The organism is Actinotalea fermentans, assembly GCF_007991475.1.
In the GTDB taxonomy this organism is placed as follows: Bacteria; Actinomycetota; Actinomycetes; order Actinomycetales; family Cellulomonadaceae; genus Actinotalea; species Actinotalea fermentans.
This window is the reverse complement of the sequence record NZ_BJYK01000004.1, coordinates 176791-199266: the sequence shown is the minus strand read 5'-3', so window position 1 is coordinate 199266 and position 22476 is coordinate 176791. Positions and strand designations below refer to the sequence as shown.

Annotated in this window: 22 protein-coding genes; 10 read left to right on the top strand and 12 right to left on the bottom strand. The window is 68.4% G+C overall.

Going from position 1 to position 22476, the window contains the following annotated elements; all coding sequences use genetic code 11:
* Positions 1-6: 6 nt before the first annotated feature.
* A complete protein-coding gene (locus tag AFE02nite_RS08215) occupies positions 7-1422 on the top strand; it encodes a nucleotide-binding protein (protein ID WP_146819420.1) in 1416 nt (471 codons plus the stop codon).
* 6 nt (positions 1423-1428) lie between these two features.
* Here AFE02nite_RS08215 and AFE02nite_RS08210 read toward each other — a convergent pair whose 3' ends face one another.
* From AFE02nite_RS08210 to mobF (AFE02nite_RS08170), 9 genes are all read right to left on the bottom strand, one after another.
* Entirely contained in the window at positions 1429-2055 is a 627-nt protein-coding gene (locus AFE02nite_RS08210; RefSeq protein WP_052113418.1) for a VUT family protein, read from the bottom strand.
* Positions 2052-2657: a 7-cyano-7-deazaguanine synthase gene (locus AFE02nite_RS08205; RefSeq protein ID WP_034243653.1), complete on the bottom strand. Its 606-nt coding sequence runs from the start codon at positions 2655-2657 to the stop codon at positions 2052-2054. Before AFE02nite_RS08205 ends, AFE02nite_RS08210 begins: the two co-directional genes overlap by 4 nt.
* Positions 2654-3844: a PfkB family carbohydrate kinase gene (locus AFE02nite_RS08200; protein ID WP_034243652.1), complete on the bottom strand. Its 1191-nt coding sequence runs from the start codon at positions 3842-3844 to the stop codon at positions 2654-2656. Before AFE02nite_RS08200 ends, AFE02nite_RS08205 begins: the two co-directional genes overlap by 4 nt.
* Positions 3845-3848: 4 nt before the next feature.
* Positions 3849-4187, bottom strand: a complete 339-nt coding sequence (locus AFE02nite_RS08195) for a hypothetical protein (RefSeq protein WP_034243651.1) — start codon at positions 4185-4187, stop codon at positions 3849-3851.
* A gap of 74 nt (positions 4188-4261) precedes the next feature.
* Complete coding sequence (locus AFE02nite_RS08190) at positions 4262-5050, bottom strand: endonuclease III domain-containing protein (RefSeq protein ID WP_052113417.1); 789 nt, start codon at positions 5048-5050, stop codon at positions 4262-4264.
* Positions 5047-5295, bottom strand: a complete 249-nt coding sequence (locus AFE02nite_RS08185) for a helix-turn-helix domain-containing protein (RefSeq protein WP_222594370.1) — start codon at positions 5293-5295, stop codon at positions 5047-5049. The genes AFE02nite_RS08190 and AFE02nite_RS08185 overlap by 4 nt, the downstream gene beginning before the upstream one ends.
* Before the next feature lie 100 nt (positions 5296-5395).
* On the bottom strand, positions 5396-6532 hold the full coding sequence (locus AFE02nite_RS08180) for a tyrosine-type recombinase/integrase (protein ID WP_034243650.1): 1137 nt from the start codon (positions 6530-6532) through the stop codon (positions 5396-5398).
* Positions 6532-6744: a helix-turn-helix domain-containing protein gene (locus AFE02nite_RS08175; RefSeq protein WP_034243649.1), complete on the bottom strand. Its 213-nt coding sequence runs from the start codon at positions 6742-6744 to the stop codon at positions 6532-6534. Before AFE02nite_RS08175 ends, AFE02nite_RS08180 begins: the two co-directional genes overlap by 1 nt.
* A 36-nt stretch (positions 6745-6780) precedes the next feature.
* The gene (gene mobF, locus AFE02nite_RS08170) at positions 6781-9666 is read right to left on the bottom strand and encodes a MobF family relaxase (RefSeq protein WP_261765540.1); all 2886 of its coding nucleotides are present in this window, start codon (positions 9664-9666) and stop codon (positions 6781-6783) included.
* A gap of 214 nt (positions 9667-9880) precedes the next feature.
* On the opposite strand from mobF (AFE02nite_RS08170), the gene AFE02nite_RS08165 reads away from it, so the two are divergent.
* The 4 genes from AFE02nite_RS08165 to AFE02nite_RS08150 all read left to right on the top strand — a co-directional run bounded on the left by AFE02nite_RS08165 (position 9881) and on the right by AFE02nite_RS08150 (position 14424).
* On the top strand, positions 9881-10375 hold the full coding sequence (locus tag AFE02nite_RS08165) for a WapI family immunity protein (protein ID WP_034243648.1): 495 nt from the start codon (positions 9881-9883) through the stop codon (positions 10373-10375).
* A 149-nt stretch (positions 10376-10524) separates the two neighbouring features.
* Entirely contained in the window at positions 10525-12339 is a 1815-nt protein-coding gene (locus AFE02nite_RS08160; protein ID WP_034243647.1) for an ATP-binding protein, read from the top strand.
* Between the two features lie 205 nt (positions 12340-12544).
* Positions 12545-13714 (top strand): DUF262 domain-containing protein, encoded by a 1170-nt coding sequence (locus AFE02nite_RS08155; RefSeq protein ID WP_052113415.1) that lies wholly within the window; start codon positions 12545-12547, stop codon positions 13712-13714.
* A complete protein-coding gene (locus AFE02nite_RS08150; RefSeq protein WP_034243646.1) occupies positions 13714-14424 on the top strand; it encodes a HEPN domain-containing protein in 711 nt (236 codons plus the stop codon). Before AFE02nite_RS08155 ends, AFE02nite_RS08150 begins: the two co-directional genes overlap by 1 nt.
* A gap of 406 nt (positions 14425-14830) precedes the next feature.
* On the opposite strand, the gene AFE02nite_RS08145 is transcribed toward AFE02nite_RS08150, so the two are convergent.
* Positions 14831-16093 (bottom strand): PP2C family protein-serine/threonine phosphatase, encoded by a 1263-nt coding sequence (locus AFE02nite_RS08145; RefSeq protein WP_052113414.1) that lies wholly within the window; start codon positions 16091-16093, stop codon positions 14831-14833.
* 138 nt (positions 16094-16231) lie between these two features.
* Here AFE02nite_RS08145 and AFE02nite_RS08140 point away from each other — a divergent pair, with 138 nt between their 5' ends.
* The 3 genes from AFE02nite_RS08140 (at position 16232) to AFE02nite_RS08130 (ending at position 18318) form a co-directional block, all read left to right on the top strand.
* On the top strand, positions 16232-16627 hold the full coding sequence (locus AFE02nite_RS08140) for a LapA family protein (RefSeq protein WP_146819416.1): 396 nt from the start codon (positions 16232-16234) through the stop codon (positions 16625-16627).
* A 153-nt stretch (positions 16628-16780) separates the two neighbouring features.
* Positions 16781-17218, top strand: coding sequence for a hypothetical protein (locus AFE02nite_RS08135; protein ID WP_052113412.1), 438 nt, complete (start codon positions 16781-16783; stop codon positions 17216-17218).
* Positions 17215-18318: a fatty acid desaturase family protein gene (locus AFE02nite_RS08130; RefSeq protein WP_052113411.1), complete on the top strand. Its 1104-nt coding sequence runs from the start codon at positions 17215-17217 to the stop codon at positions 18316-18318. The genes AFE02nite_RS08135 and AFE02nite_RS08130 overlap by 4 nt, the downstream gene beginning before the upstream one ends.
* A gap of 226 nt (positions 18319-18544) precedes the next feature.
* Here AFE02nite_RS08130 and AFE02nite_RS08125 read toward each other — a convergent pair whose 3' ends face one another.
* Entirely contained in the window at positions 18545-19147 is a 603-nt protein-coding gene (locus AFE02nite_RS08125) for a tyrosine-type recombinase/integrase (protein WP_407643091.1), read from the bottom strand.
* A 231-nt stretch (positions 19148-19378) separates the two neighbouring features.
* Between AFE02nite_RS08125 and AFE02nite_RS08115 the strand changes: the two genes are divergently transcribed.
* On the top strand, positions 19379-20338 hold the full coding sequence (locus AFE02nite_RS08115) for a C39 family peptidase (protein WP_146819415.1): 960 nt from the start codon (positions 19379-19381) through the stop codon (positions 20336-20338).
* Positions 20339-20382: 44 nt separating this feature from the next.
* A complete protein-coding gene (locus AFE02nite_RS08110; RefSeq protein WP_146819414.1) occupies positions 20383-21627 on the top strand; it encodes a hypothetical protein in 1245 nt (414 codons plus the stop codon).
* 16 nt (positions 21628-21643) lie between these two features.
* Here the strand turns inward: AFE02nite_RS08110 and mobF (AFE02nite_RS08105) are convergent, their stop codons facing one another.
* A complete protein-coding gene (mobF, locus tag AFE02nite_RS08105) occupies positions 21644-22417 on the bottom strand; it encodes a MobF family relaxase (RefSeq protein ID WP_261765556.1) in 774 nt (257 codons plus the stop codon).
* Positions 22418-22476: the final 59 nt, after the last annotated feature.

Genomic DNA, 22476 nt, shown 5'->3' with positions numbered 1-22476 from the left:
GGGCCCATGAGCGGCGCCGGCGTTAGTAGGCTCCAAACGTCGGCGCCTCGCGAGTGGAGAAGTATGGATCGACCAAGGGTCTTCATCGGATCCTCATCAGAGCGCTTGGATGTGGCAAGAAACCTGCACGTCGCTCTGGAACAGGCGGTGAAGTGCGAGGCAACGGTCTGGGACCAGAACGTCTTCACGCCGTCCGAGTACGCTTTGGAGTCATTGACCAAGGCCGCGCGCGAAGCGGACTTCGCAATCTTGATAGCCGCACCGGACGACCTCACTGAGAGTCGGGGAGAGCGCGGTGCATCTCCTCGCGACAACGTAATCCTCGAGTTGGGACTCTTCATTGGGATACTGGGCGTCCGCCGCGTATTGATTCTGTGTCCTGAGGTCGAATCGGGCGTAAGGCTGCCGAGTGACCTGTTTGGGCTGACGAGACTTCCGGACTATCGGGCCCGGCGCGACGGTAACTTGCTCGCTGCTCTAAACGGATCCGTGCTCGCCGCGAAGAAGGTCATCGAGGAGCAAGGGTCACGGTCAACGCGGGAGAGACCTGCGGCTACTTCTTCTGTGCATGCGGCGCCGAGCACCCGCCACACTTCCCCCGCGGTTGTCACAACAACACTCGCCCGCTATGGTCTCGACTCGCTACTGGCGAATAGTCACCCGGCTCGATTCGCCGAGTTGAACCAGAACAGACCCTGCGTCCATCTCCGGGCAGTATGGCGGCCCAGTAGTTGGGAACAGGGTCTTGCCCGTTTGACGAATCCGGCCGCGTTCCTCTCCACGGTCCCCACTGCGGTCTTGGATCGATGGCACAGCTACTACGCCCGCAACGGTGGCGTCGGTGGTCCTCAGCAAGCCGCTTTGGACGCGACGCACACCTTTGACAGTTTTTTCGTCGCAGAGCAGGACTGCGCACGGTCCGCCGGAGGTGAGCCGGAGGCTTCGGTGCGCTCGGCTCTAGCTCTGTTTGACGGTGGCCCGTGTCTGCGATTCATCGCAGACGTCAGCCTTTCGGTCCCGGTCGGCCCATTGCCCGCCTCCGGGGTGCTTGGGAGCCTCGCTGACCTCGCGCGGCACGCGATGAGGGCGATGCCTGCATGGTTGGCTGACGAGTACGGCGAGGCCGTGCCCACGTCCGGGATCCTTGAGCTCCACGCCCAGGGTAGAGGCGCCCTGCGTCGCGACGCGATCCGGGATAGCCTCGAGAGCTACGTCGATCTCGAAGTGCTGGGTATTCGTTCCCGGGCGTCGCAAGCCTCGCTGATGTGGGCCGGAGAGGTCGATGCGCTAAACGACGGCGCGCCTTCCTTCGCTGTTGCGGATGCGGTCGCCAGCGTTGTAATCAACTGGGGATACCTCTCCGCCCCCGATGATATCCGCGAACGGCTGCTGCAGTTGGTGATTCCCGCCAGCAGTTCGTGAAGGCGGTCACCGGACGGCTCGCTCTGCGCGTGACGGTTCCGCCTCGGCGCCTCGCTCGTTCGCTTCCGTCCCTACGGCTCTTCGTGGAATCACAAGGGTCCGGAGGATCTCAACGAGTGCGAGGGTCAACACTGACGCCCCCACCTTGCCGATTGCCATCCCAGGCGCTCCCGTGATGGCTGCTTCTGTGCCGAAGGCAATGGCAAGGAAGATGACGGAGTCTAGGACGCCGGAGGCCGCGTTGCTGACGACGACCGCACGGATCCGACGGCGGTGGCGCATGCGCTCGTAGATGAGCAGGTCAGCGATCTCCGCGATCGCGAATGTCACCACCGACGCAATCGCTAGTGATCGCGTCGATGTCAGAGCAGTCACAGGAGCGCTCGCCGCGATCACGGCAAGAACGCCGAGAGTGCCAAGTCGTTCATGAATCATGTCGCGCACTGTCAAGACGGCACCCGCGAAGATGACCCCGGACGGTGCGTGCAGGCCGAACCCGAGCGGAAGGGTGCGAGGACCACCGTCGCCGTTGTCGGCTCCAATGTGGATGATTGCCCAGTTCGCGAGCGCGACGCAGGCGACGAAGGTCGCGACCCAGCCGGCGGTCGCGAGGCGTCCTCTCTTGGCAGTCACTGCAGGAGGCCCACAGCCGCCAGGGTTTCTCGGCGCTTGGTGCATCCCGGGCAGGCTCCGCAAGGCAAGTTCGCGCGGTGGCATGAGTGAGTCCAGGCGAGGACGTCCTCGGTCACCGGCGAGGTCGTGAGCAGCTCAACGGCCCCCAGCTTCGCGGCCGGCGCGCGAACGCGGATGTGGCCCTCCTGACTTGCGACAACGTGATCAATGGCCTCGAGGAAGAGGCTGGTGCCGTCGAGGTGCCGAGCGCCGTCGGATGCGACAGTCCCGACCTCCACGACGGTGATGCCCCGAGTGACGCCCCACGCGGCTGCCAGGGTGATCAGAAGTTGGTTGCGAAACGGCCACCACTCAGGAGCGGCGTCCGGAGGCCCCTGCGGATCGGTGGCCGTTCCCGTCATCAGCCCGGCGCCCACTTCTCTCGCCGGGACGGTGATCATGCTCCAATGAATACCGAGCAACGTGGCCACCTGCTTGGCGGCCCGGGCCTCTGCCTGAGCCGCGACCTGTCCGTAGTCAATGGTTAGGCATTGGTCGGGACGAGTCATGGCGGCAATGGCCGTGCTGTCGAGCCCTCCGGAGAGGAGCAGGAGCCGGCTCACTTCTCGGCGTCTCGGCCCAGGGCCGCCCACGCAGCGTTGTAGATCGCGCTGGAGAGGTCGGGCAGCACGAGTGCCTCGGTTCCGCGAAGCATCGTCCAAGCGTGGTCATCGGCGTTCTCGGCGAGTGCGACGACGGGGATGTTGGCCCTTGTTGCCCAACCCGTCTCGAAGACGGTGCCCGAGTCAGCGCCATCGAGGATCGCGAGGACGCTCGTGCAGCGTTCCAGACCCGCGATATCGAGCTCGGCGACCTCGTCGCCTCCGTGGCCGATCTCGTGGAGCGGTGAGAACACCTCCACACCGAGATGTAGTAGGGCCCGTCGAGCCACGCGGATGAGCATTCGCTGAGCGACGTTGAAGAACGGGCCCGCGAGGTACACAGACGGCATTGAGTCCTGCGGGTATGCGGTGGGCTCGCCGACGTTCGCGAGGACGTCGGCGTTGAAGCCGGCTGCACCCTCGAGTGAATGTGCCGCCGCGACGCGGGAGGCGAAGCGCGCGGCCTCGAGCGGCTCGGCTGCTTCTACTGCCCAGGCGTGGGCGAAACCCGCGGTGAACGCGTCGCCCGAGCCGATTGGGTCGACCCGACGGGTCGGAACCGCTCCGAACGCGCTGAGACCGCTCGCCGTGGCGACCAACCCGCCACGGGCCCCTCTCTTGATGGCGACCGCCTCGATGCCAAGTTCGAGGAAGTGCCGAGCCGCGCTGCGCAGGTCGCCGTGTCCTGCGAAGCGCCGCGCTTCGTGCTCGTTCAGCACGAGCGCCCGGTGGGGGGCACTGACCCTGCCGAGCAGGTCGGCGACCTCGGAGTGCTGCGGGTCAATGACAACGCGATCGCCTCTGGCCGTCCACTCGGTCTCAATCATCCCGAAGCCAACGACAACGTCGCCGTCCGCGGCGATCGGTCCACCGCCGGTTGAGCCGGGCCGGATCGCTGGGTGTACGGGTGTCTCGTACAAGTAGCGCACCGGAGCCGTGCGAGGTGTCGTGGAGACGGGCACCTCGAAAGCAGCCGCCACGGCGCCCAGCTCCGGCGCTGTCGCTTCGTCCACGCAGGTGGCAAGGCTCGCATCGGCCCCGAGAGCGTGAAGCAGGCGTGCCGCCCGCAGTCCCGAGCCCATGAGACGGTGTGCAGCTGGGTCGACGCAGACCTCGTCGTAGACGCCACCGACGACCGTGACGTCCATCACGTCAGTTGTTGCGCTGGGGCCGGACTCGCACCCGCACAACCGGTGCTGTGCTGATCACCTCGGCCTCGTATCGGTACCCGTCCGCTATGCACTTCGTGAGGTCGGCAATGCGTTCAGTAAGCGCGCCGAGCTGAGCGCCGATGGGCCGGACCAGCAGACGCACCTGCGGCGGCACGCCGGCGACGACTACGTCGCAGGTGTCGTGGACCGAGATCTGCGCGACGACAGCAGGATCGGGCGACGCTACAGGTGCGTCGAACGAGAGGGTCGAGCACGAAGGTCCGCCAGCGCCCCCGCCGATGATGTCGACTTCGTAACCCGAGCCACCGCTTCCGCCCATTGTTTGCCCCCTCGGTCGCAGCCGCCTCTTCGCACGGCAACCCTACCGGGTTTGGTGGGCCTGGAGGGGGTGCTTCAGTCAAGATCACCCAAAGTGGCGACACCGAACATCAATCGGGCGCCACGGCCCATGGTCGCCAGCGTGGACCAGATGCAGGCGTCAAGGTCAGCCGTCGGTATGCCCCCGACGTGAGCCCATGTGACGAATGCTTCCTCAAAGCGGCGGTAGTCGCGCGGCAGCTTCCAGGTTGGGTCGAAGACGCCGGCGACGACTCCAGCTCGACGGATGTGAATGTCGATGACGGCGACATCGTTGGTCCGGGTGACGTTCCGTACGACCCACGACGCAGTCTTCGGGCCAATTCCGGGCAATGACGTCAGCCAGTCTCTAAGGGGGACTGGCTGGGCGATCGACGGAGGCGAGTTCTCGCGCAGATACTCGAGCGCACCTGCGAGACGCTCGGCCTTGAGCGACGGGAATCGATACCGCACTGGGCGAGGGTGACCCGGCAGGTCAAATGGCCGCGCGAGGGCTTCACGCAGTGTCTCGACGTCGACCGGCTCGCCGCTCAGGAGCTGCTCGTCAAGCAGCCGCCTGTATGCGTGGTACGCCATCCTCTCGGTGATCCCGTAGCCGCCGAGGAGGCACAGTGCCACCTCCTGGTGCAGACCGCTACCGACCTGGTAGGTCGCCGGCCGCGGCCGGCGACGCGCCTGATCTATCCAGAAGGCCGCCGTACCTAGGCGCGTGGCATCGTGCCAGCGGACCACACGGCGCCAGTCGGAGCCGCAGAACACCACGTCCTCACCAACCGGCTCGTGCGCCAGCTCCTGCGAGGGACGCGGTGCAGCGATGGTCGTCATGGTCGCCTTCCTTCGGTTGGTAACACTGCGCACGCCAGATCGTCGAGCGCAAGGTTGAGTTCGCGGGCTACCAGCGCGATGAGGAAGAAGCCCGGTGTGGGCGTGCCGCCCTGTTCGAGCTTCCGGAGCGTGTCGAGCGACAAGGACGCGGCCCGAGCGATCTCCGCCTGTGATCGCTCCCCGCGGGCTGCTCGGAGCGCCTGCCCCAGGGCGCGACCGCGTGCTCGGTCGCCGTCGGTCAGCACAGGTCGGGGCACGTGATAAGAATACGCGGATAATTAGCGAGTTCGGTCGACCACGCGCGGTCCGAGCGAGCCCGTGTGGGCAGGGGACTCGCGGTGGACCTCAGTCACCGCGCAGGTCAGGCGGTAGTGGTTCGATCGCCCGCGGCGCCTTCATCAGCGGTATGACCGGCAGCCGTTCCATCGCCTGCCACGTGGCCTCGCTGAACAGGTGCCCGTACAGGTCCATCGTCATGGTCGCGGTCGAGTGCCCGAGGATCACCTGCACCGCCTTCACGTCCGCCCCGGCCGCGACAAGAAGCGACGCGGCCGTGTGCCGCAGGTCGTGGATCGTCGTCCCCTCGACCCCGGCATGCCGCGTCGCCTCCATCCACCCCGACCGCGCCCGGAAGTTCGTGTTCGTCCACACGCCGCCGGTCGGGCTCGGGAACAGGTACCCGCCCGGCGCGGTGAAGGCGACCCGCGTCCGCACGTACGCATCCAGCGCCGCCGGCACCGGCACGGTCCGCGTCTGGTGCGTCTTCGTCGGCCCGAACACCGCGCCGCTGGTCCGCTTCGACTGCGTCGCCGCCCGGTGCACCCGAACCCCCAAGCCGTGCGGGGTCTGCACGACGTCGTCGACCCGCAATGCCGCCATCTCCGAGAACCGGCACCCCGTGGTCCCGAGGAACAGCACCACCGGCTGGCACAACGGCGGCACCGCCATGACCAGCCGGCCGAGCTGCTCGGGCCGCAGCCAGTGCGGCTCCCGCTTGGTCCCCCCGCGGGGCAGCGCCACCATCCGCGCCACGTTCACCGACAGCCGCCGGTCGCGGATCGCGTAGTCGAACACCAGCCGCATCATCGACAGCGCCCGACGCCGCGTCGCCGTCGCCAGCCCCCGCGCCGTCAACGCGGACATCACCCGCTCGACGTCGGCCGCCGAGATCCCGGAGATCGGGTACGCCCCGATCTCCGGGATCACGTACTTGTCCAGCAGGAACCGTGTGGTCTCCTGGCTGCGCACCGCCAGGTGGCCACGCGAGGCCTGCCACTCCTCGGCCAGCGCCGCGAACATCATCCGCCCGCGCGCCGGGTCGATCCACGAGCCGGCGTCCAGCTTCGCGAGCTGGTCCGCCTCCCAGCGCTTGGCATCGACCCGGCGCTCGAACGACCGCTGCGCGATGACCCAGCCCTCGAAGAACACCTTCGCGCGCCAGGTCACCTTGCCCGTCGGATGCTGCCGTCTGGTGACGGACATCAGCGCCGCTTCACCGGCATCGTCGGCTCGCGCTCGACCCACGCCGCCGGGAGGAGGATCACCGTGCCGAGCCGCCGGTACGGGATCTGCTCGTGCTCGACCAGGTGGTACAGCGTCCGGGGCGGCACGCCGAGCACCCGGGCGGCGTCCTTCACGCGGTAGTACTGCCGGGCCGCGGTGGCGGGGGCGGTGTGCTGTGCGGTGGTGGTCATGACCTTCTCCTTCTGTTGGGTTGGATGTGGTGGTGGTCAGCGACCGAGCACCGGTCCATCGGCGGACGACGGCGGCGCTGCGGTCAAGGGGTGCGACGCGGGCTGTGGAGGCCAGGGGTTCCGTGGCTGCTGTGGATGCACGGGCGGCACGAGGGGCGCGGCGCGGCCGGGGTGGTAGGTGTCCCAGGTCTCGGTAGCGCTGGGCTCGGCGTGGCTGGTGGCAAGGATCTGCTCGAGCACCTCGCGGCCCGACGACGGCGCGTGGCCGGGCAGGCACTCCGGGTCGCCTTGGTCGACGACGACGTAGGCGCGGTTGGTGTGGCGGCCGCGGCTCATCGCGACGTAGAGGTCCTCGCGGCCCATGCCGGGGGTGGCGATGGTGTGGGTCTCGTCGACGGTCATGCCCTGGGTCCGGGCGATGGTCGTGGCGTAGCCGAGCTCGACGTGCTCGGCGACGTACTCGGCGGCGAGGCGGACGGTCGGTGCGTCGGGGTGGCTGGCGGGGCGGACGCGGAGAGACCCGTCGGGGAGGACGGCGGTCACGTCCCACAGGGCGCCGTTGCGCACGAACCCGTCGGCGGTGGTCACGCGGCGGTGGTTGCGGCGGGTGACGATCCGGTCGCCGACGCCGGCCGTTAGCCCCTCGTGCAGGGCGACGCCGGTGGGGGCGACGTGGCCGGTGGTGATGCGGTCGGCTCGGATGCGGGCGTTGAGCTCGCGGACGGTCCGGTTGTCGACGGCCTGCAGCACCGCGACCCGAACGTGCTCGCTGGCCGTGGTGATGGCGTCGATGGCGGCGTCGAGCGTCGCGTCGTGGCCACCCGAGGTGATGGCGCCGTGGGCCTCGTAGGCGTCGAGCGCCGCCGCGTGGCCGCGTCGGAGCTCGAGGCTGGCGCGTGCCTCCCAGGGGTGGGCGAACCGCCAGAGGCTGGTGAGCTCGGCGGTGGGTCCGCGGCGGGCCAGCATGCCGAACGCGCCTCCGGCGTCGACCGACCCGCGCTGCAGGTGGTCCCCGACCAGCAGCACCTTCGCCGTCGCCGCCCGCGCTTGCTCGACGATCGCGGCCAGCGTGCGAGTGTCGGCGAGGGAGGCCTCGTCGACGATGACGAGCTGCCCGGGGGAGAAGCGCCACTGGTCCTGCTCGGCGCGAAGCCGCCAGTGCTCCTCGTTGGCCGCGCGCTGCTCCCGGTAGTCCCGGGTCGCCATGCGGGCGAGTGCGTCGGCGTAGCGCAGGGTGCGGATGGTGGCGCCGTCGCCGGTGGACTCGTGCAGCCACTTCGCCGTCGTCTCGCACGGCACCCCGAGCGACTCCGCCAGCGCCCGAGCCGCAGTTGCCGACGGCGCCAGCCCAACCACCGAGCCGATGCCGTGCCGCCAGAACGAGGACAGCGCGGCGAGGGTCGTCGTCTTGCCCGACCCGGCCGGCCCAACGAGCACGTCGAGGAGCCGACCGGAGGTGATGACGGCCTCGGCGGCCGCGCGCTGGTCGGGGGCGAGGGCGCCGAGGTGGCGCTCGGTCCGCAGCGGGATGGCGCCGAGCATCTCCGCCGGCCGGTGTGGTGCGCCGGTGGTCTCGGCCGCGTCGATGAGCGCCTTCTCCGCGCCGAGCAGCGCGGTCGAGGTGAACAGCGACTCCCCGACGCGCCGCGTCATCGGGTCGCGGTTGTCGTCCAGGTGCACGCACGCCGCGGCGGCCTCGGTGGTGAGGTCGTTGAGCAGCGCCCGCCGCTCCGCGGGCGAGGCCATCCGCAGCAGCTTCGAGGCCCGCACGGCGGCGGCGCCGAGGTTCCACGTCGTCCACACCGACCGCCGGGTCGAGACGTCGTCGAGGACCTGGGCGACCATCGCCGCACGCACCTCCGGGCCGACGTCGTGCGCGTGCAGCGCCCGCCCGTAGGTGCCGGCCAGCGCCCGGGCGGCGAGGTCGCGCGGCTCGAGCCCAGTCAGCGCGCGGGCACGGTTCGCCCAGTCCACCAGCAGGTCTGCCAGCGGTCGGATGGTCTTCGGTGGCCGCGTGGCGCGGGTCAGGTGCTGGCGCGCCCGCGTCGTCTCCACCCGGGTCGGCGCCCGGCCGTGGGTGCTCTCGAACTGGGCGAGCCACTCCTGCTCGGCGCAGTGGATCGCCTCGGCACGGGTCGAGAAGTGGGCCAGCAGGTCCTCGCCGACGCCGTCGACCTCGAACGCGAGATTCCGGCGCGGGCCGCGGTCGCGCATCGACCACTCCACGGGCAGGCGCCGCGCCAGCTCGTCGGCAAGCAGCGCGTCATACAGCTCGGAGACGGTGACGACCGCGGCGTGCACGGTCCGCCCGTCGAGGCTGCGCCAAGCGCCGTCGGGCCCCTGGACCTTGTTGGCGACCACGACGTGGGTGTGCAGGTTCGGGTCCCCGGCCCGGGTGTCCCAGTGATCGAACGCCGCCGCGACCATCCCGCGGGTGCGGACCTGATGACAGCCCGCCTCGCCGATGCGCGTGCGGATGACGCGCTGCTCGACGAACTCCAGCGATGACGCGAGCGCCGCCCGGTGAGCGTCATAGACGATGACGCGGGTCGCGTCATCGGCCAGCGCCCACAGGACCGAAACGGACTTGGGCGCGGTGAAGGTCAGGTCGAACCCGACCACCGCGTGACGCTTCCCGTCATCGAACCGGCTATAGGGCCGGCCGAGCGCGTCATCGGTCAGCGGGTCGACACCGTCGCGGAAGACGGCCGTCATCGCCGCCTCGGTGACGACGTCGCCCGGGCGGAGCCGCCGGGTCGTGTCACCGAGGCCGGGGAGGCCTTCGCCGTACCAGCGACCGGCAGGGTTTCCGGTCTGCTCGTAGTACGCGGTCAGCGACGCGCCGGCGTCGAGGCCGGCGTCGCCCGCGGCGACGTGCCGGGTGAGGTAGGCGTACCCGTCCCCAGCCGTCAGCTTGTGCATCGACATCACCCGCCTCACCTCCCTCGCGACTCCGTCGCTACCTGCAGGTGTGCGGCAGCGGGGGAGAAGATGCGCAGCTGCCGCCGCGACGGCGTTCAGGAAGAGGTGTGCCAGCGGGCCTACCAACCTGAGGCCACACGTCTTTCGGGACCGCTCCTGGCGGGAGCGGTCGTCTTGCCATCCCGCCGCAGGCACAGACGGGCAAGATGGCGGGGTGAGGCTGACTTCGACCGACGGAGCAGAGATCGAGCTCCGACCGTTGGGTTACCAGTACCCGAGCATCGAGGGGGATGGGCCTCGCGACTGGGATGCCAACTGGCTCTACATCCGGGGCGACGTACGCCTAGCGGATGGGAGGCGCTGGCACTTTGAGGACGCGTGCCTGACCACGTGGGAGGCCGCGGAGCTCGCCGGCTGGCTGCGCTCGGCCGCCGCCGGCGAGGTCAGGGCGATTCCCTTCCCGGCTGACGAAGAGCAGCTCTTGGTCTTCACGGAGCCGAACCTCGGTTTCAGCCTCGCCGCGACCGCTGAGGGTTGCAGGTCCGTCCGGGTGCACTTCTCGCTCGAGGCGAGGCCCCGATGGGCAACCCCGCCGGGAGACGACGTGGACCTCTACGACTTCTTCGTCACCGTGACGACGACTGTCCCCGAGCTCCTACGCGCAGTGGAGGAGTGGGATTGCGACCGGGCTCTGTTCCCGCCTCGCTGACTCGAGGGCCGGCCAGGCCTGGGCCGATGACGCGCCGTGACTCCTCTTGCACCTGCGCTCCGCGTTGAGCTCCGCGCACTTCGCCCCCTGGACACGACGCCGGGTGAGTAGCCTCGGCACGTTGGCGGTGTCGACCGAAGGCGGCTGCGATGACCGAGGCCCTGGAACTCACTGAGCGAGCGTCGCTGGCGATTCGCATCGGCGAGAGCCACTTCCGGGAGTTCAAGAGCGCGATGGCAGGACCGCCCGGCGCCAGGACCGGACGCAGTCCGAAGGACGTGGCCGTGGACATCGCGCGCACGCTGGTCGCGTTCGCCAATGCCGACGGCGGCGAGCTTCTCGTGGGCGTTGAAGACGACGGTACCGTTACTGGCCTCCCGTTCGATGCGACGGAAATCCAAGAGCTGCTGGCCGCGCCGCGCACCCACGTGCATCGCGATACGCCTCTCCCGGCCATGACCGCGACCCTTGTCAAGGTAGACGGCGACAAGATCCTCTACTTCGCAATCAGCAAGGGCCTCGACTTCGTTTACCTAACGTCAGACGGGCGGTGCATTCGGCGCGAAGACCGCGCGAGCGTCCCCGACACGGCTGAACGGATCGTCCACAGCCGAGAGGAAGACCGATCGCGGATCTGGGATCGAGAAGTCGTTTACTCGGCCAGGCTGAGCGACCTGGACCTCGATCTCGTCACTTCGGTGGCCGCGCAGGTTGCGTATGGCATATCCGTGGAAAAATGCCTGCAATACTTCGACTTGGCGGAGTTCACGCCAGACGGCTTGCGCCTCAAGAATGCGGCGCTCGCGCTGTTCGCGAAGGACGTGCGACGGTGGCACCCACGCTCCCAGGTCAGAATCATCACGGTGCGTGGAAAGGAGAGATTGACGGCGCCCTCCTACAACGTGGTCAAGGACGACGTTGTTGCGGGGAACATTCTCACGCTCGTCGACACGGCATGGGAACGACTGACTCTGGCAATGGCTCAGCAGCCCACGTTCACCGAGACCGCGCGATTCGAACAGAACTACCTGTACCCTCAGCTCGCATGTCGGGAAGCACTGCTAAATGCGATAGTACACCGCGACTACGCTATCGAAGGGCGAGGTGTTGAGGTCAGCATCTATTCAGACCGTATGGAGATCGTCAGCCCAGGAACCCTTCTGTCAACCGTCGCCCTCTCCGACCTGACCCAGCTTCGTGGTGTGCACGAGTCGCGCAACCCGCTCATCGCGCGGGTCCTGCGCGAGGTGGGTCTCGTGCGAGAGATGGGCGAAGGGGTGGTGCGCATCTTCAACGTGATGCGCTCGAGTGGACTCGCTGAACCCGAGCTGAGAAACGGGTCCGACAACTTCACAGTTGCTCTGTACAACAAGTCACTCTACGAGCCAGACGTAAGTCTCTGGCTGAGCAGTTTTGATGCCGCCCACTTATCGGAAGCGCAGCGTGCGGTGATGGCGCTAGGCTACAACGGCCGTGAATTCTCGGCTCAGGATGCAATTGACACGCTCGGCATCGTCGATGTAGGCCAACTACAGGACATCCTGACACCGCTTCGAAATGCCGGATTGATCGAGCGCACAAAGGATCGCAGCAAGGTGCGTGCGGAGGCTCGACGGCGTGGAGTCGCGACTCGCAAGGTGAAGAGCTACCGCGTGCGCCAGGATGCCAGTGCGAGTGCGCCGCGTGAGGACGAGGAACCGCGGGGTGCTCACTACCTATTCCTGGGCAACTTGCCGCTTGCTGCATCCGAGGCAGAGATCGTTGCTGTGCTGAGTGGATTCGGAGAGGTCCTAAGTGTCACCCTCCCGCCTGGGCAGAAGGGTGACAGAAACCGCGGGTTCGGGTTTGCCGTCGTCGAGAGCGCCGGCGTCACAACCGATCTCATCGCGCAACTCGACGGGCTTGACTTCTACGGCCGACGGCTACGTGTGGGAGAAGACCGCAAGGTGCACGACAAGGCGTAATCAGAGAGGTGGCGCAGGCCGCGTCTGCCGTCGCGCCCGGCGTGAGTGTGGGCGTCGGCGCCAAGTGTGGCCCTCCATCCGGGCCTGAGCGGGCGCGGTCCCTGCCAGGGTGCGCCTGGGCCCTTGGCGAGCGTCGTATCGGCCAGCCCTGGCATCGCGCGACGTGCTCGTCCGATATCGTCCAGCAGTGGAAAGGAGGCCCACGGTGGCCGACGAGCGCGAGGACCTGACTGAGGCTGGCACTGGCGAGCCCGTCGACATTGAGGTCGACCTCGAGGAGAGTGCGACTGACCTCGACGAAGAGGGGGAGGAGGTAGATCCCGTTCGGTTCTGGGAGAGCCGGCAGCGAGAACTGGTCGTCAGTGTGCTCAACTACAACCTCGGCACGCTGTCCGACCTGATTCATAGCTCGAAGATCGACCTGTCGCCCAGGTACCAGCGGCGCGCTCGATGGGACCAGAAGCGGCAAAGCGCGCTGATCGAGTCGTTCCTAATGAACGTCCCGGTTCCATCGGTCTTCCTTAATGAGGACGACTACGGGAAGTACTCAGTAATTGACGGCAAGCAGAGGCTCACTGCAGTACACAACTTCCTCAGGGGGCGCCTGAGGCTCAACGGACTCAAGGTCTTCTCGGAGCTTAACGGGAGCACCGTTGAGGAGATCCCGACGCCGCTTCGAAACGCAATTGAGACCCGAGCGGCGTTGCAGGCGATCATTATCCTCCGGCAGTCTGACAAGGATGTGAAGTTCGAGGTCTTCAAGCGTCTCAACACGGGCGGTGTGCGGCTGAATCCCCAGGAGATCCGGAACAGCACCTGGGCCGGGCCGTTCAATAACCTGGTGCTCGAGTTGTCGGAGGAGCGCGCGTTTCACGATCTCCTGAATATCCAGCGACGTGACCGCTCGCTGATCTGGCGTGAGATGCGCGACGCAGAGTTCGTGCTGAGGTACTTCACGTTCAGGGACACCTGGGATACCTTCTCAGGAGGAATGCAGCGGCACATGGACGAGTTTATGGCACGGCGCCAGTACGCCGACGCTGCGGTTCTGGAGGAGATGAGGCAAGACTTCCTCGCGACCGTATCCAATGTGCAGGCGGCGTTCGGCGAACACGCTTTCCAGAGGTGGGTCCCGTCTAGCGGGCAATGGCGTCGGCAGGTGCTGGCGGCTCTGTTCGATGCACAGATGTTCGCCTGTCGGGGTCAAGAGCGCGAGGTGCTGCTCGAGAAGCGAGAGCCGATACTTTCGGGGATGCAGGAGCTCTTTAGGGACGCCGAATTCTTGGCGAGCGTCGACGCGGCAACGAATACACCTAGCCTATTCAAGCGGCGCATTACGCGAGTGCGGGACTTGATCGGCGAGCAGGTGGGCTAGTGCCGTCCTCGAAATCCCTGCTCGAGTTTCTCGACTCGCTCGCCATGGCGGAGGAACTCGTGGTGGCAGAGCGGCCGCTCCCCGATCCTCCCTCTGGCGCGACCGAGGCGCTGGGCCTCGCGCTTCGAGGCGGAGCAGCCATCTTGATGGTGTCCTCCTTCGAGGCGTTCCTACACGCGCTATTCTTGGAGCGCCTGGGATCGCTGACGCAGCAGCCGCCGGTCATCGCGTTCTCGAAGCTGCCGGACCGGATGAGACTCAAGAGCGTCTGGGAGTCACTGGGTCTAGCTATGCGAGGTCCGCGCGGCTCGAAGACGGAACGGGTTGACCGACTTGCGGAGGTGATCTACGCGGCACGCGTCGTCGGTGCGGAGATCGTCTCGCCGGGTGCGTTCGCTGAGACCAAGGCCAACCCCGGTCCCGGAACCGTGCAGGAGATGTACGCGGATGTGGGTGTTGCTGACATCTTCACGGTCGTTCGCGGCGGCTTCGATGCGCTCTGGGGGCGGCCTGAGGCGAGTTCGTTCCTGAAGGACAAACTCGAAGAAATCGTGGGGCGCCGGAATGCGGTCGCACACGCGGTTGATGTTCGGCGCATCACGCGAGACCAGCTGGACGAGGCCATCCTGTTCTTGAAGGCTCTGGCTACCGTTCTTGATGCGCGACTGGAGTCGCAGGTGAATGATTTGTTGCGGACATGTGCACCGTAAAGTAGTTGGTGGATGGCGACGTCCTCTGTCGCCGGCTCCAAGGGAGGCCGCGACGAAGGCTGCCACCGCGGATCGATACGTCCCCCCGGCTTTGGGCCCATGTTTACGGGCCGTCCTAGGAAGTGCTGGCGAGTCTGGTGGTCAGCGTGTGGTCAGCGTCCACCCCGGAACGGGGTCACGACGCGAACTACTCGCATGTAGTTCCGCAGGTCAGAGCGTTATCCACAGACCGAGATCGAACTCCTAAAGCGGGTGTCGGCGGGCCGAACCTGCCGCCTCTGTCTCGGGTCCCAGGACGTGGACGGCCTGTCATGGGCGTGGTCGGACGCCGGCAGACGGCATCGCCCGGTGACGGCGTCAACGCCCGCGGCGCCCTGCGACCAGCCACCTCACCGCCCCTCGACACTCAGGGAGCTGCGCCGGCGAGCTGGACGGCGAGCAGGCAGACGTCGTCGGTGGGGTGGGGTGCGAGCCGGCGCACGAGCGTGTCGCACAGCGCATCGAGGTCACCCGTGCCCAGCTCGGCCGCCATGTCTCTCAGCGCCGCCATGCCGTCGGCGATCCCGCGGTTGCGGTGCTCGACCAGGCCGTCGGTGTAGAGCAGCAACGTCGACCCGGGGCGGAAGGCGACCTCGGTGGTGGTGCGGGCGGCGGAGCGCGCGATGCCGAGCAGGATGTCGTACGGCATGGGGACGTAGGCGGCGCCGTCGCCGTCGATCAGCAGCGGTGCCGGGTGGCCCGCCGTGGCCACGCGTGCCCACCACTGCCCGTCCCGGTGGGACAGGCGGACGACGAGGCAGGTGCCGATGAGGTCCTGCCCGAGCCGCCCCAGCGTCTCGTCCAGGCGGGTGAGCAGGTCGGCCGGCGCCTCGTCGTGGTTCACGGCGAGGGCCCGCAGGGTGCTCCTGACCTGCGCCATCCCGGTGGCGGCCGAGACGTCGTGCCCCGTGATGTCGCCGACGACGAGCAGGATGTCGCCCGAGGGCAGCACCAGGGCGTCGTACCAGTCCCCGCCGACCTCGGCCTCGGCGGCGGCCGGCACGTACCGTGCGACCGCGGCGAACGGGGCCAGGTCGGGCAGCGTCGTGAGCATGCTCCGCTGCAGGACGACGGCGATGCCCGCCTGTGCCTGGAAACGGTCGGCGCGGTTCTCCGACCGTGCGTGCTCCGTCGCCGCCGACAGGGCGATCGCCGCGTGGGCGACGAAGAGCCGCCCGACGGCGACAGAGCTCTGGTCGAAGGCGTCCGGCTGCCGGGAGTACATGTTCAGGGCGCCCAGGGTGTCGCCCTCCACGAAGAGGCGGAGCGAGAGCATCGACCGGATGCCGCTCTCCGTGGTGGCGCGGGCGGCGAAGGTCGTCCACCGGTGCTCCGCCCGCAGGTCACCGGTGACGTACATGTCCCGGTCACGGATCGCCGACAGGCATGGACCCTGATCGGTGTCGTACTGGATCTGGTCGAGCTGCAGTGCGATGGCGTCCGAGGCGGCGGGTGTGTAGATCCCGGCCGGGGTGAAGAGGGAGACGGCCGCGTACTCGCAGCCGGCGACTGTCGTGACGGACAGGTCGACCATGCGCTGAAGCGTGTGCTGGGGGTCGTCCTCGGCCTGGAGCGCGCGCGCAACGGAGGCCATCGCATCGGCGATGTCCGCAGCCGGCGCGCCGTCCATGGAACGGACGATACGGGGTCTCGGCGGCCGGTGCCCGCCGGGCCGGCGCAGGCTGCCGGGGCTACACTGGAAGCAGTCCCGGGACGAAGGGTCAGCGGCTTCCGCGGCCCGCCACCCGGCACTTCTGAGGAGGGCGTCATGCCCGTCCGAAGCTCATCGCCCACGTCGTCCGGCAGCCCGTTCGACCACCTTCCGAGCACCCACGACCTTCCCGACGCGCGGCCCGCGCCGAACGACAGCAGGGTGGGCCGGCAGCCCGTCGCGCGGACGCGCGCAGGAGCGGCCTGGGTCGGCATCGCCGTCGCCGTCGCCGTGCTGGTCCTGCTCATCGTCTTCATGCTCCAGAACACCGCCCCGGTCGAGGTCGCCTTCTTCGGCCTTCGGGGGACGGCGCCCCTCTCGGCGACGCTGCTCATCGCGGGCGTCGGGTTCGCCGTCGTGACCCTGATCGTCGGCAGCCTGCGCATCGGTCAGCTCCGCCGTCGGATCGGTGGCGCATCCGACCCGGCGGGGCGCACCGCCCACAAGCGCTGAAGCACGCACGACGGACGTCCACCAGGCGTCCCCGCCCCCTCACAGATCGGCCATCCCATGTCGACGACCCTGAAGACCTATGCGCAGGACAGCCCTGTGCCGTCCCCAGGCGAGCCCGGCCGGCCCCGTGGAGACTCCCGTGCCCTGCGGCTCGTGTCGATCCTCGCCTCCGGCCTGCCCGTCGAGCTCGGCACCCCGGACGAACCGGCGCTCTACACCGTTCCGGTGGTCTTCTCGCGCCAGGTCACCGCTGCGGAGCGAGAGGCCATCGAGGATCCCGGGACGGCACGCCGGCTCGTCGAGGCGACGGGCACGGAACCCGGCCTGGCGTTCACCGTCGACGACCGGCGCCTGCTCATCCACAACACGAGCCTGCGTCTGCTCAAGGACGGCCTCGCGTCCGCCATCGGGCGGATGCTGCAGCAGATCGGGACGGACCTCCTGGCCGAGCAGGACCGCGTCACGGCGTCGGCCGAGGCCCGGCTGTCCCACGAGCGCGCACGGTTGGCCGCGATCGCCAGGGACGCTGCGGAGATCAGCTTCTTCGCTGCCGCTGACGGCGACGAGCCTGCGGCCGGGGAGGCGACATGAGCGACACCCGGACGACGACGACACCGACGCCGGTCGGCGACGGGACGCGACCTCTGGACCGACAGGTCAGCGAGTACACGGACCTCGCACAGGCGGTGCGCGCGGCGGGGCTGCTCGAGCGACGCCTCGGCTACTACTGGTCGTGGTTCGTGGGCCTGACGGCCGGGCTCGTCGGCCTGGCCGTGCTGTTCGTCGTCATGGGCCCGACGTGGTGGCAGCTCGGGATCGCAGCGGTCCTGGCGGTGCTCCTGGGGCAGGTCATGTTCCTCGGGCACGACGCCGCGCACAGGCAGATCTTCGCCTCGGGGCGGTGGAACGACTGGTCCAGCCTCGTCATCGCGAACCTCTACGCCGGGATGAGCTACGGCTGGTGGCAGCACAAGCACAGCCGGCACCACGCCAAGCCCAACCAGGTGGGCGCGGACCCGGACATCGACCCGGACGTCATCGTCTTCCACACGACAGAGCTGGAGCGGCCCCGAACCGGTGTGCGCGGCTGGCTCACCCAGCGGCAGGGCTGGTTGTTCTTCCCACTGCTCCTGCTCGAGGGCCTGAACCTGCACGTCTCGGGGGTCAAGACGATCTTCGGCCGCGGCCCCGTGAAGCGACGCCCGGTGGAGATCGCCTTCATCACGCTCCGGCTCGGCGGCTACCTGGCCCTCGTGTTCTGGGTGCTGCCGGTGGGGATGGCGTTCGCGTTCCTGGGCGTCCAGCTCGGCATCTTCGGCGTCTACATGGGGGCGGTGTTCGCCCCGAACCACAAGGGCATGCCGATCGTGCCGCGTGACGCGAGGATCGACTTCCTGCGCAGGCAGGTGCTGATGAGCCGGAACATCCGCGGCGGGCGCGTCACCGACGTCGCCATGGGTGGTCTCAACTACCAGATCGAGCACCACCTGTTCCCGAGCATGCCCCGGCCGAACCTGCGGCGGGCCCAGCCGATCGTCCGCGAGTTCTGCGCGGCCCACCGCGTGCACTACACGGAGACGAGCCTTGCTCGGTCGTACGCGATCGTCATCCGCTACCTGAACGCGGTCGGGCTGGCCGCGCGCGACCCGTTCCAGTGCCCGCTCGCGGCGGAGTACCGCTCCGCGCGGTAGACGCACGGAGGCGGGCGCACGAAGGCCGCCACCCCTCGCGGAGCGGCGGCCTTCGATTCGCGCGGACCTTGCGGACCGGCCGTCAACCGGGCTTCACCAGTTCGGTTGCCGAGAAACCAACTTCGAACAACTGTACCACGGCGCCGCCGCGCGGCCACCAGGCAGACGCCGTGGCGGGAGTGAAGGTGGCGCCCGGACCGCAGGCGGCCTACGGGCACCGCCCTGTTCAGACCGGCTGCACCGGAGCCGGCGGCGGCTCGATCGTCCGTGGCGTCTGCATCAGTGGGATCACCGGCAGCCGTTCCATCGCCTGCCACGTCGCCTCGCTGAACAGGTGCCCGTACAGGTCCATCGTCATCGTCGCGGTCGAGTGTCCGAGGATCACCTGCACCGCCTTCACGTCCGCCCCGGCCGCGATGAGCAGCGACGCCGCCGTGTGCCGCAGGTCGTGGATCGTCATTCCCTCGACGCCTGCCCGGCGCGTGGCGTCCATCCACCCCGACCGCGCCCGGAAGTTCGTGTTCGTCCACACGCCGCCGGCCGGGCTCGGGAACAAGTACCCGCCAGGCGCGGTGAAGGCCACGCGCGTCCGCACGTACTCGTCCAGCGCCGCGGGCACGGGCACGGTCCGGGTCTGGTGGGTCTTGGCCGGCCCGAACACCGCCCCGCTGGTCCGCTTCGACTGCGTCGCGGCCCGGTGCACCCGCACCCCGAGCCCGTGCGGGGTCTGCACGACGTCGTCGACCCGCAGCGCGGCCATCTCGGAGAACCGGCATCCCGTGGTCCCGAGGAACAGCACCACGGGCTGGCACAGCAGCGGCACCGCCATGACCAGCCGGCCGAGCTGCTCCGGCCGCAGCCAGTGCGGCTCGGGATCTGCTCGTGCTCGACCAGGTGGTACACCGTCCGGGGCGGCAACCCGAGCACCCGCGCCGCGTCCCTCTGATGGGTTGGGTGTGGCCTTCGTCAGCGACCGAGCACCGGTCCATCGGCGGATTGCCTGCGAAAGCGGGCCACAATCGGCGCCTGACTGCGGTAGACACTGACTGCGGTCATCAGCGTGGATGACTCTGATCAAGGGGGCTTCTTCATGCATTACTCTCGCCTGCCCAAGATGGCGCTTGCTGCCATCGTGGCAACCACGATGTTCTCGGCACCGGCGCTCGCTACGGAGGACGGGGTCATCGGCACGGACGACGCCGGAACCGGACGCACCGACGACGGTGCTCGTCCCGAAGACAGGGTCCCGTTGCCCGCACAAGTGCAGTCCGAAGCGAACGCGAAGGCGCAGATCGCGATGGCGTACATGGACGTTCGCCGGGGCGTGCTCGCGCCGTCCCAGTTCAACGTCCTCGTGCAGGAGGCCGCCGCGAGCAACCCAGCTCTCAACCCGGACGCGATGCAACTCCGGGTGGCCAGCAGCCGGCTTGGCGGTGGCACGTCAACCAACGCGACGGCGGCCGCAATCTCCCGGGTCCTCGCAGTCGGTTCTGTCGCCCAATCGACCAACTACTACTGCGGCCCCGCAGCGGCGTACAACATCCTGGCCTACAAGGGTAGGACCGTCTCCAAGTACAACAAGAACCACGGCCTGAGCCAGACCACGCTCGCGTCGAGCACGTACCTCAAGACCGACGCGAACGGCGCGACCACCTGGGGCAGCGGGGCAATGCGCACTGGCCTGAACAGGTGGATCGGCGGCGCCGACAACTATCGGTACGTCGCCAACGCGAAGCCGAACGCGACGCTCGTCAAGAGTGCCCTCGTCTACGACATCGACCAGAGCTGGCCCTTCGCCTTGGAGACGTACGAGTCTCAGACGAGCCTTGCCCGGTACAACAACCACCCACTGTGGAAGAGCATTGGCCACTGGGTGACCGGATTCGGCTACGCAGCGAGCGGCGACACGATCTACATCGCCGACCCGTCGTGGCAGCTCTGGGGTGGTTACCAGAAGTTCAGCACCGGTACCGCGGACTTCACCAACAAGTACCTGCAGGTGCACGGGATCATCTGGTGACTTCTGCTCGCAGCACGGCTGCTGCCCTGGCCGGAATCCTGATCATGGCCGGGGCGGCAGCCTGCGCCAACGAGGTGAAGCCCGACTGCGAGCTCGCCGTGATCGCTGAAGCCACACTTGTCGACCTGGCAGAGGTCCGGCCCGGCCCGGCTCGCGAGGGTTGTGACTTCACGGTCGACGCACGCGTCGGGGGTGAAGAAGGGTCCCTGCCGGCCGCGCTGGCTCTCGACAGTGATGGCGAGACCCTCGCCCTCCTCCTGCCGACCGAGCAGGATCCACTGGGTGAGATTCAGTACGCCAGCGGTATCGCAGTCTTCGACGCGGATGGTGACGTCGAGACCATTCTGCGGGAACCGGGATCTGTCGCCCCGAGCGTGACTCCATGGCTCGGTGCGCTTACCGATGACTGGGTGCTCTGGGCGGACAGCACCTCGAGCGAGCTCGCGGCCTTGGACTCCGTGATCTACTCCGCCGACCGGCACACCGGTGAGATCAGGAAGCTCGGAGAGACGAGCCGCGATCCTGAGGGTCGGTCACGCACTGTCGCTGGGTACAGCCGCCCAACGATCGTCGGAGACTGGGCGTTCTGGGTCGACGTGCCTGTCGGAAAGGACGGCTCAGCGGACCGAGCCCAGATCGTGACGGCGCCTCTCGACGGCTCGAGCGCACCCGTTGTCGTCGCAGGCAGGGGCTTCATGGCGACGGCCGACGATTGCTCTCCGGTGCCTGCGCTCGTCTTCGCCGATCCAGGTGTCGGCGAGGCGCGCATACTCCGCGTCCCCGTAGACGCGGAGGGGCCGGGCCCGGTCGAGGTCGTGGCCCAGATCGACCTGGCGGCTGACGAGTTCCTCGAGGACGTCGCGGCGTGCGACCAGGCGCTCGGCTGGGCGGTTACTCGCGAGGAGCCGGCGGAGACGGACGCGGACGACCAAGGCTTGGCAGCAAGCCCGGGCACGATGAAGACAACGCTGTGGCTAACGACCGAGTATGGGACTACGCAGTTCACGTCCGTAGCAGGGCAGACGCTGGCGGACGTCGCGCTCAATGAGCACTACTTGGCATTCACCCAGGTTGAGCCGGGGAACGCCGCCACCCATTACCTCTTCCGACCCGCCGACCGTGCGCTCCTTACCATCCCGACTGAACTGGGCGCAGGCCAGGTGTTCCGGCTGGCCGGTGACAAGGCGCTGTGGCTCCAGCCACAAGAGGGAGAAGCAGCAGAGGAAGCGTTCGTCGACCTTCGGCGCGCTGAGGCCATCATCGCGACACTGACGACGCCGACATCGTGAGCTTTCGTGCCCCGCCCTACCGTCTCGATACCCGTGGGGAGCCCGACTGGTCGCCGGACGCGCGGGTCCGGCCCTCGGGCCGCGTCCGCCGTCGGGTACGCCCCGATCCCCGGGTGCCGGCGGGCTCACGAGGCCGGCGCCTCGCGGGCCTGGCAGACCTCGGAGACGGGCCCTGTGCGCCGGAGTTGTAGTTGGGCGCCCAAGGGCACGTGTAGCACGTGACGACGTGCGTGTGCAGGTTCGGGTCCCCGGCCCGGGTGTCCCAGTGGTCGAACGCCGCAGCGACCATCCCGCGGGTGCGGACCTGATGACGCCCTGCCTCACCGGTGCGGGTGCGGATGACGCGCTGCTCGACGAACTCCAGCGATGACGCCAACGCCGCCCGGTGCGCGTCATAGACGATGACGCGCGTTGCGTCATCGGCCAGCGCCCAGAGGACGGAGACGGACTTGGGCGCGGTGAATGTCAGGTCGTAGCCGACGACGGCGTGCCGCTTCCCGTCATCGAACCGGCCATAGGGCCGGCCGAGTGCGTCATCGGTCAGTGGGTCGACGCCGTCGCGGAACACGGCCGTCATCGCCGCCTCAGTGACGACGTCACCCGGGCGGAGACGCCGCCTCGTGTCGCCGAACCCGGCGAGCCCCTCGCCGAACCAGCGGCCGGCCGGGTTGCCCGTGTGCTCGTAGTAGGCGGTCAGCGACGCACCCGGCTCGAGCCCGGCGTCGCCCGCGGCGACGTGCCGGGACAGGTAGGCGTACCCCTCCCCGGCCGTCAGCTTGTGCATCGACATCACGCGCACCACCTCCCCTCGCCACTCCGTCGCTACCTGCAGGTGTGCGGCAGCGAGGA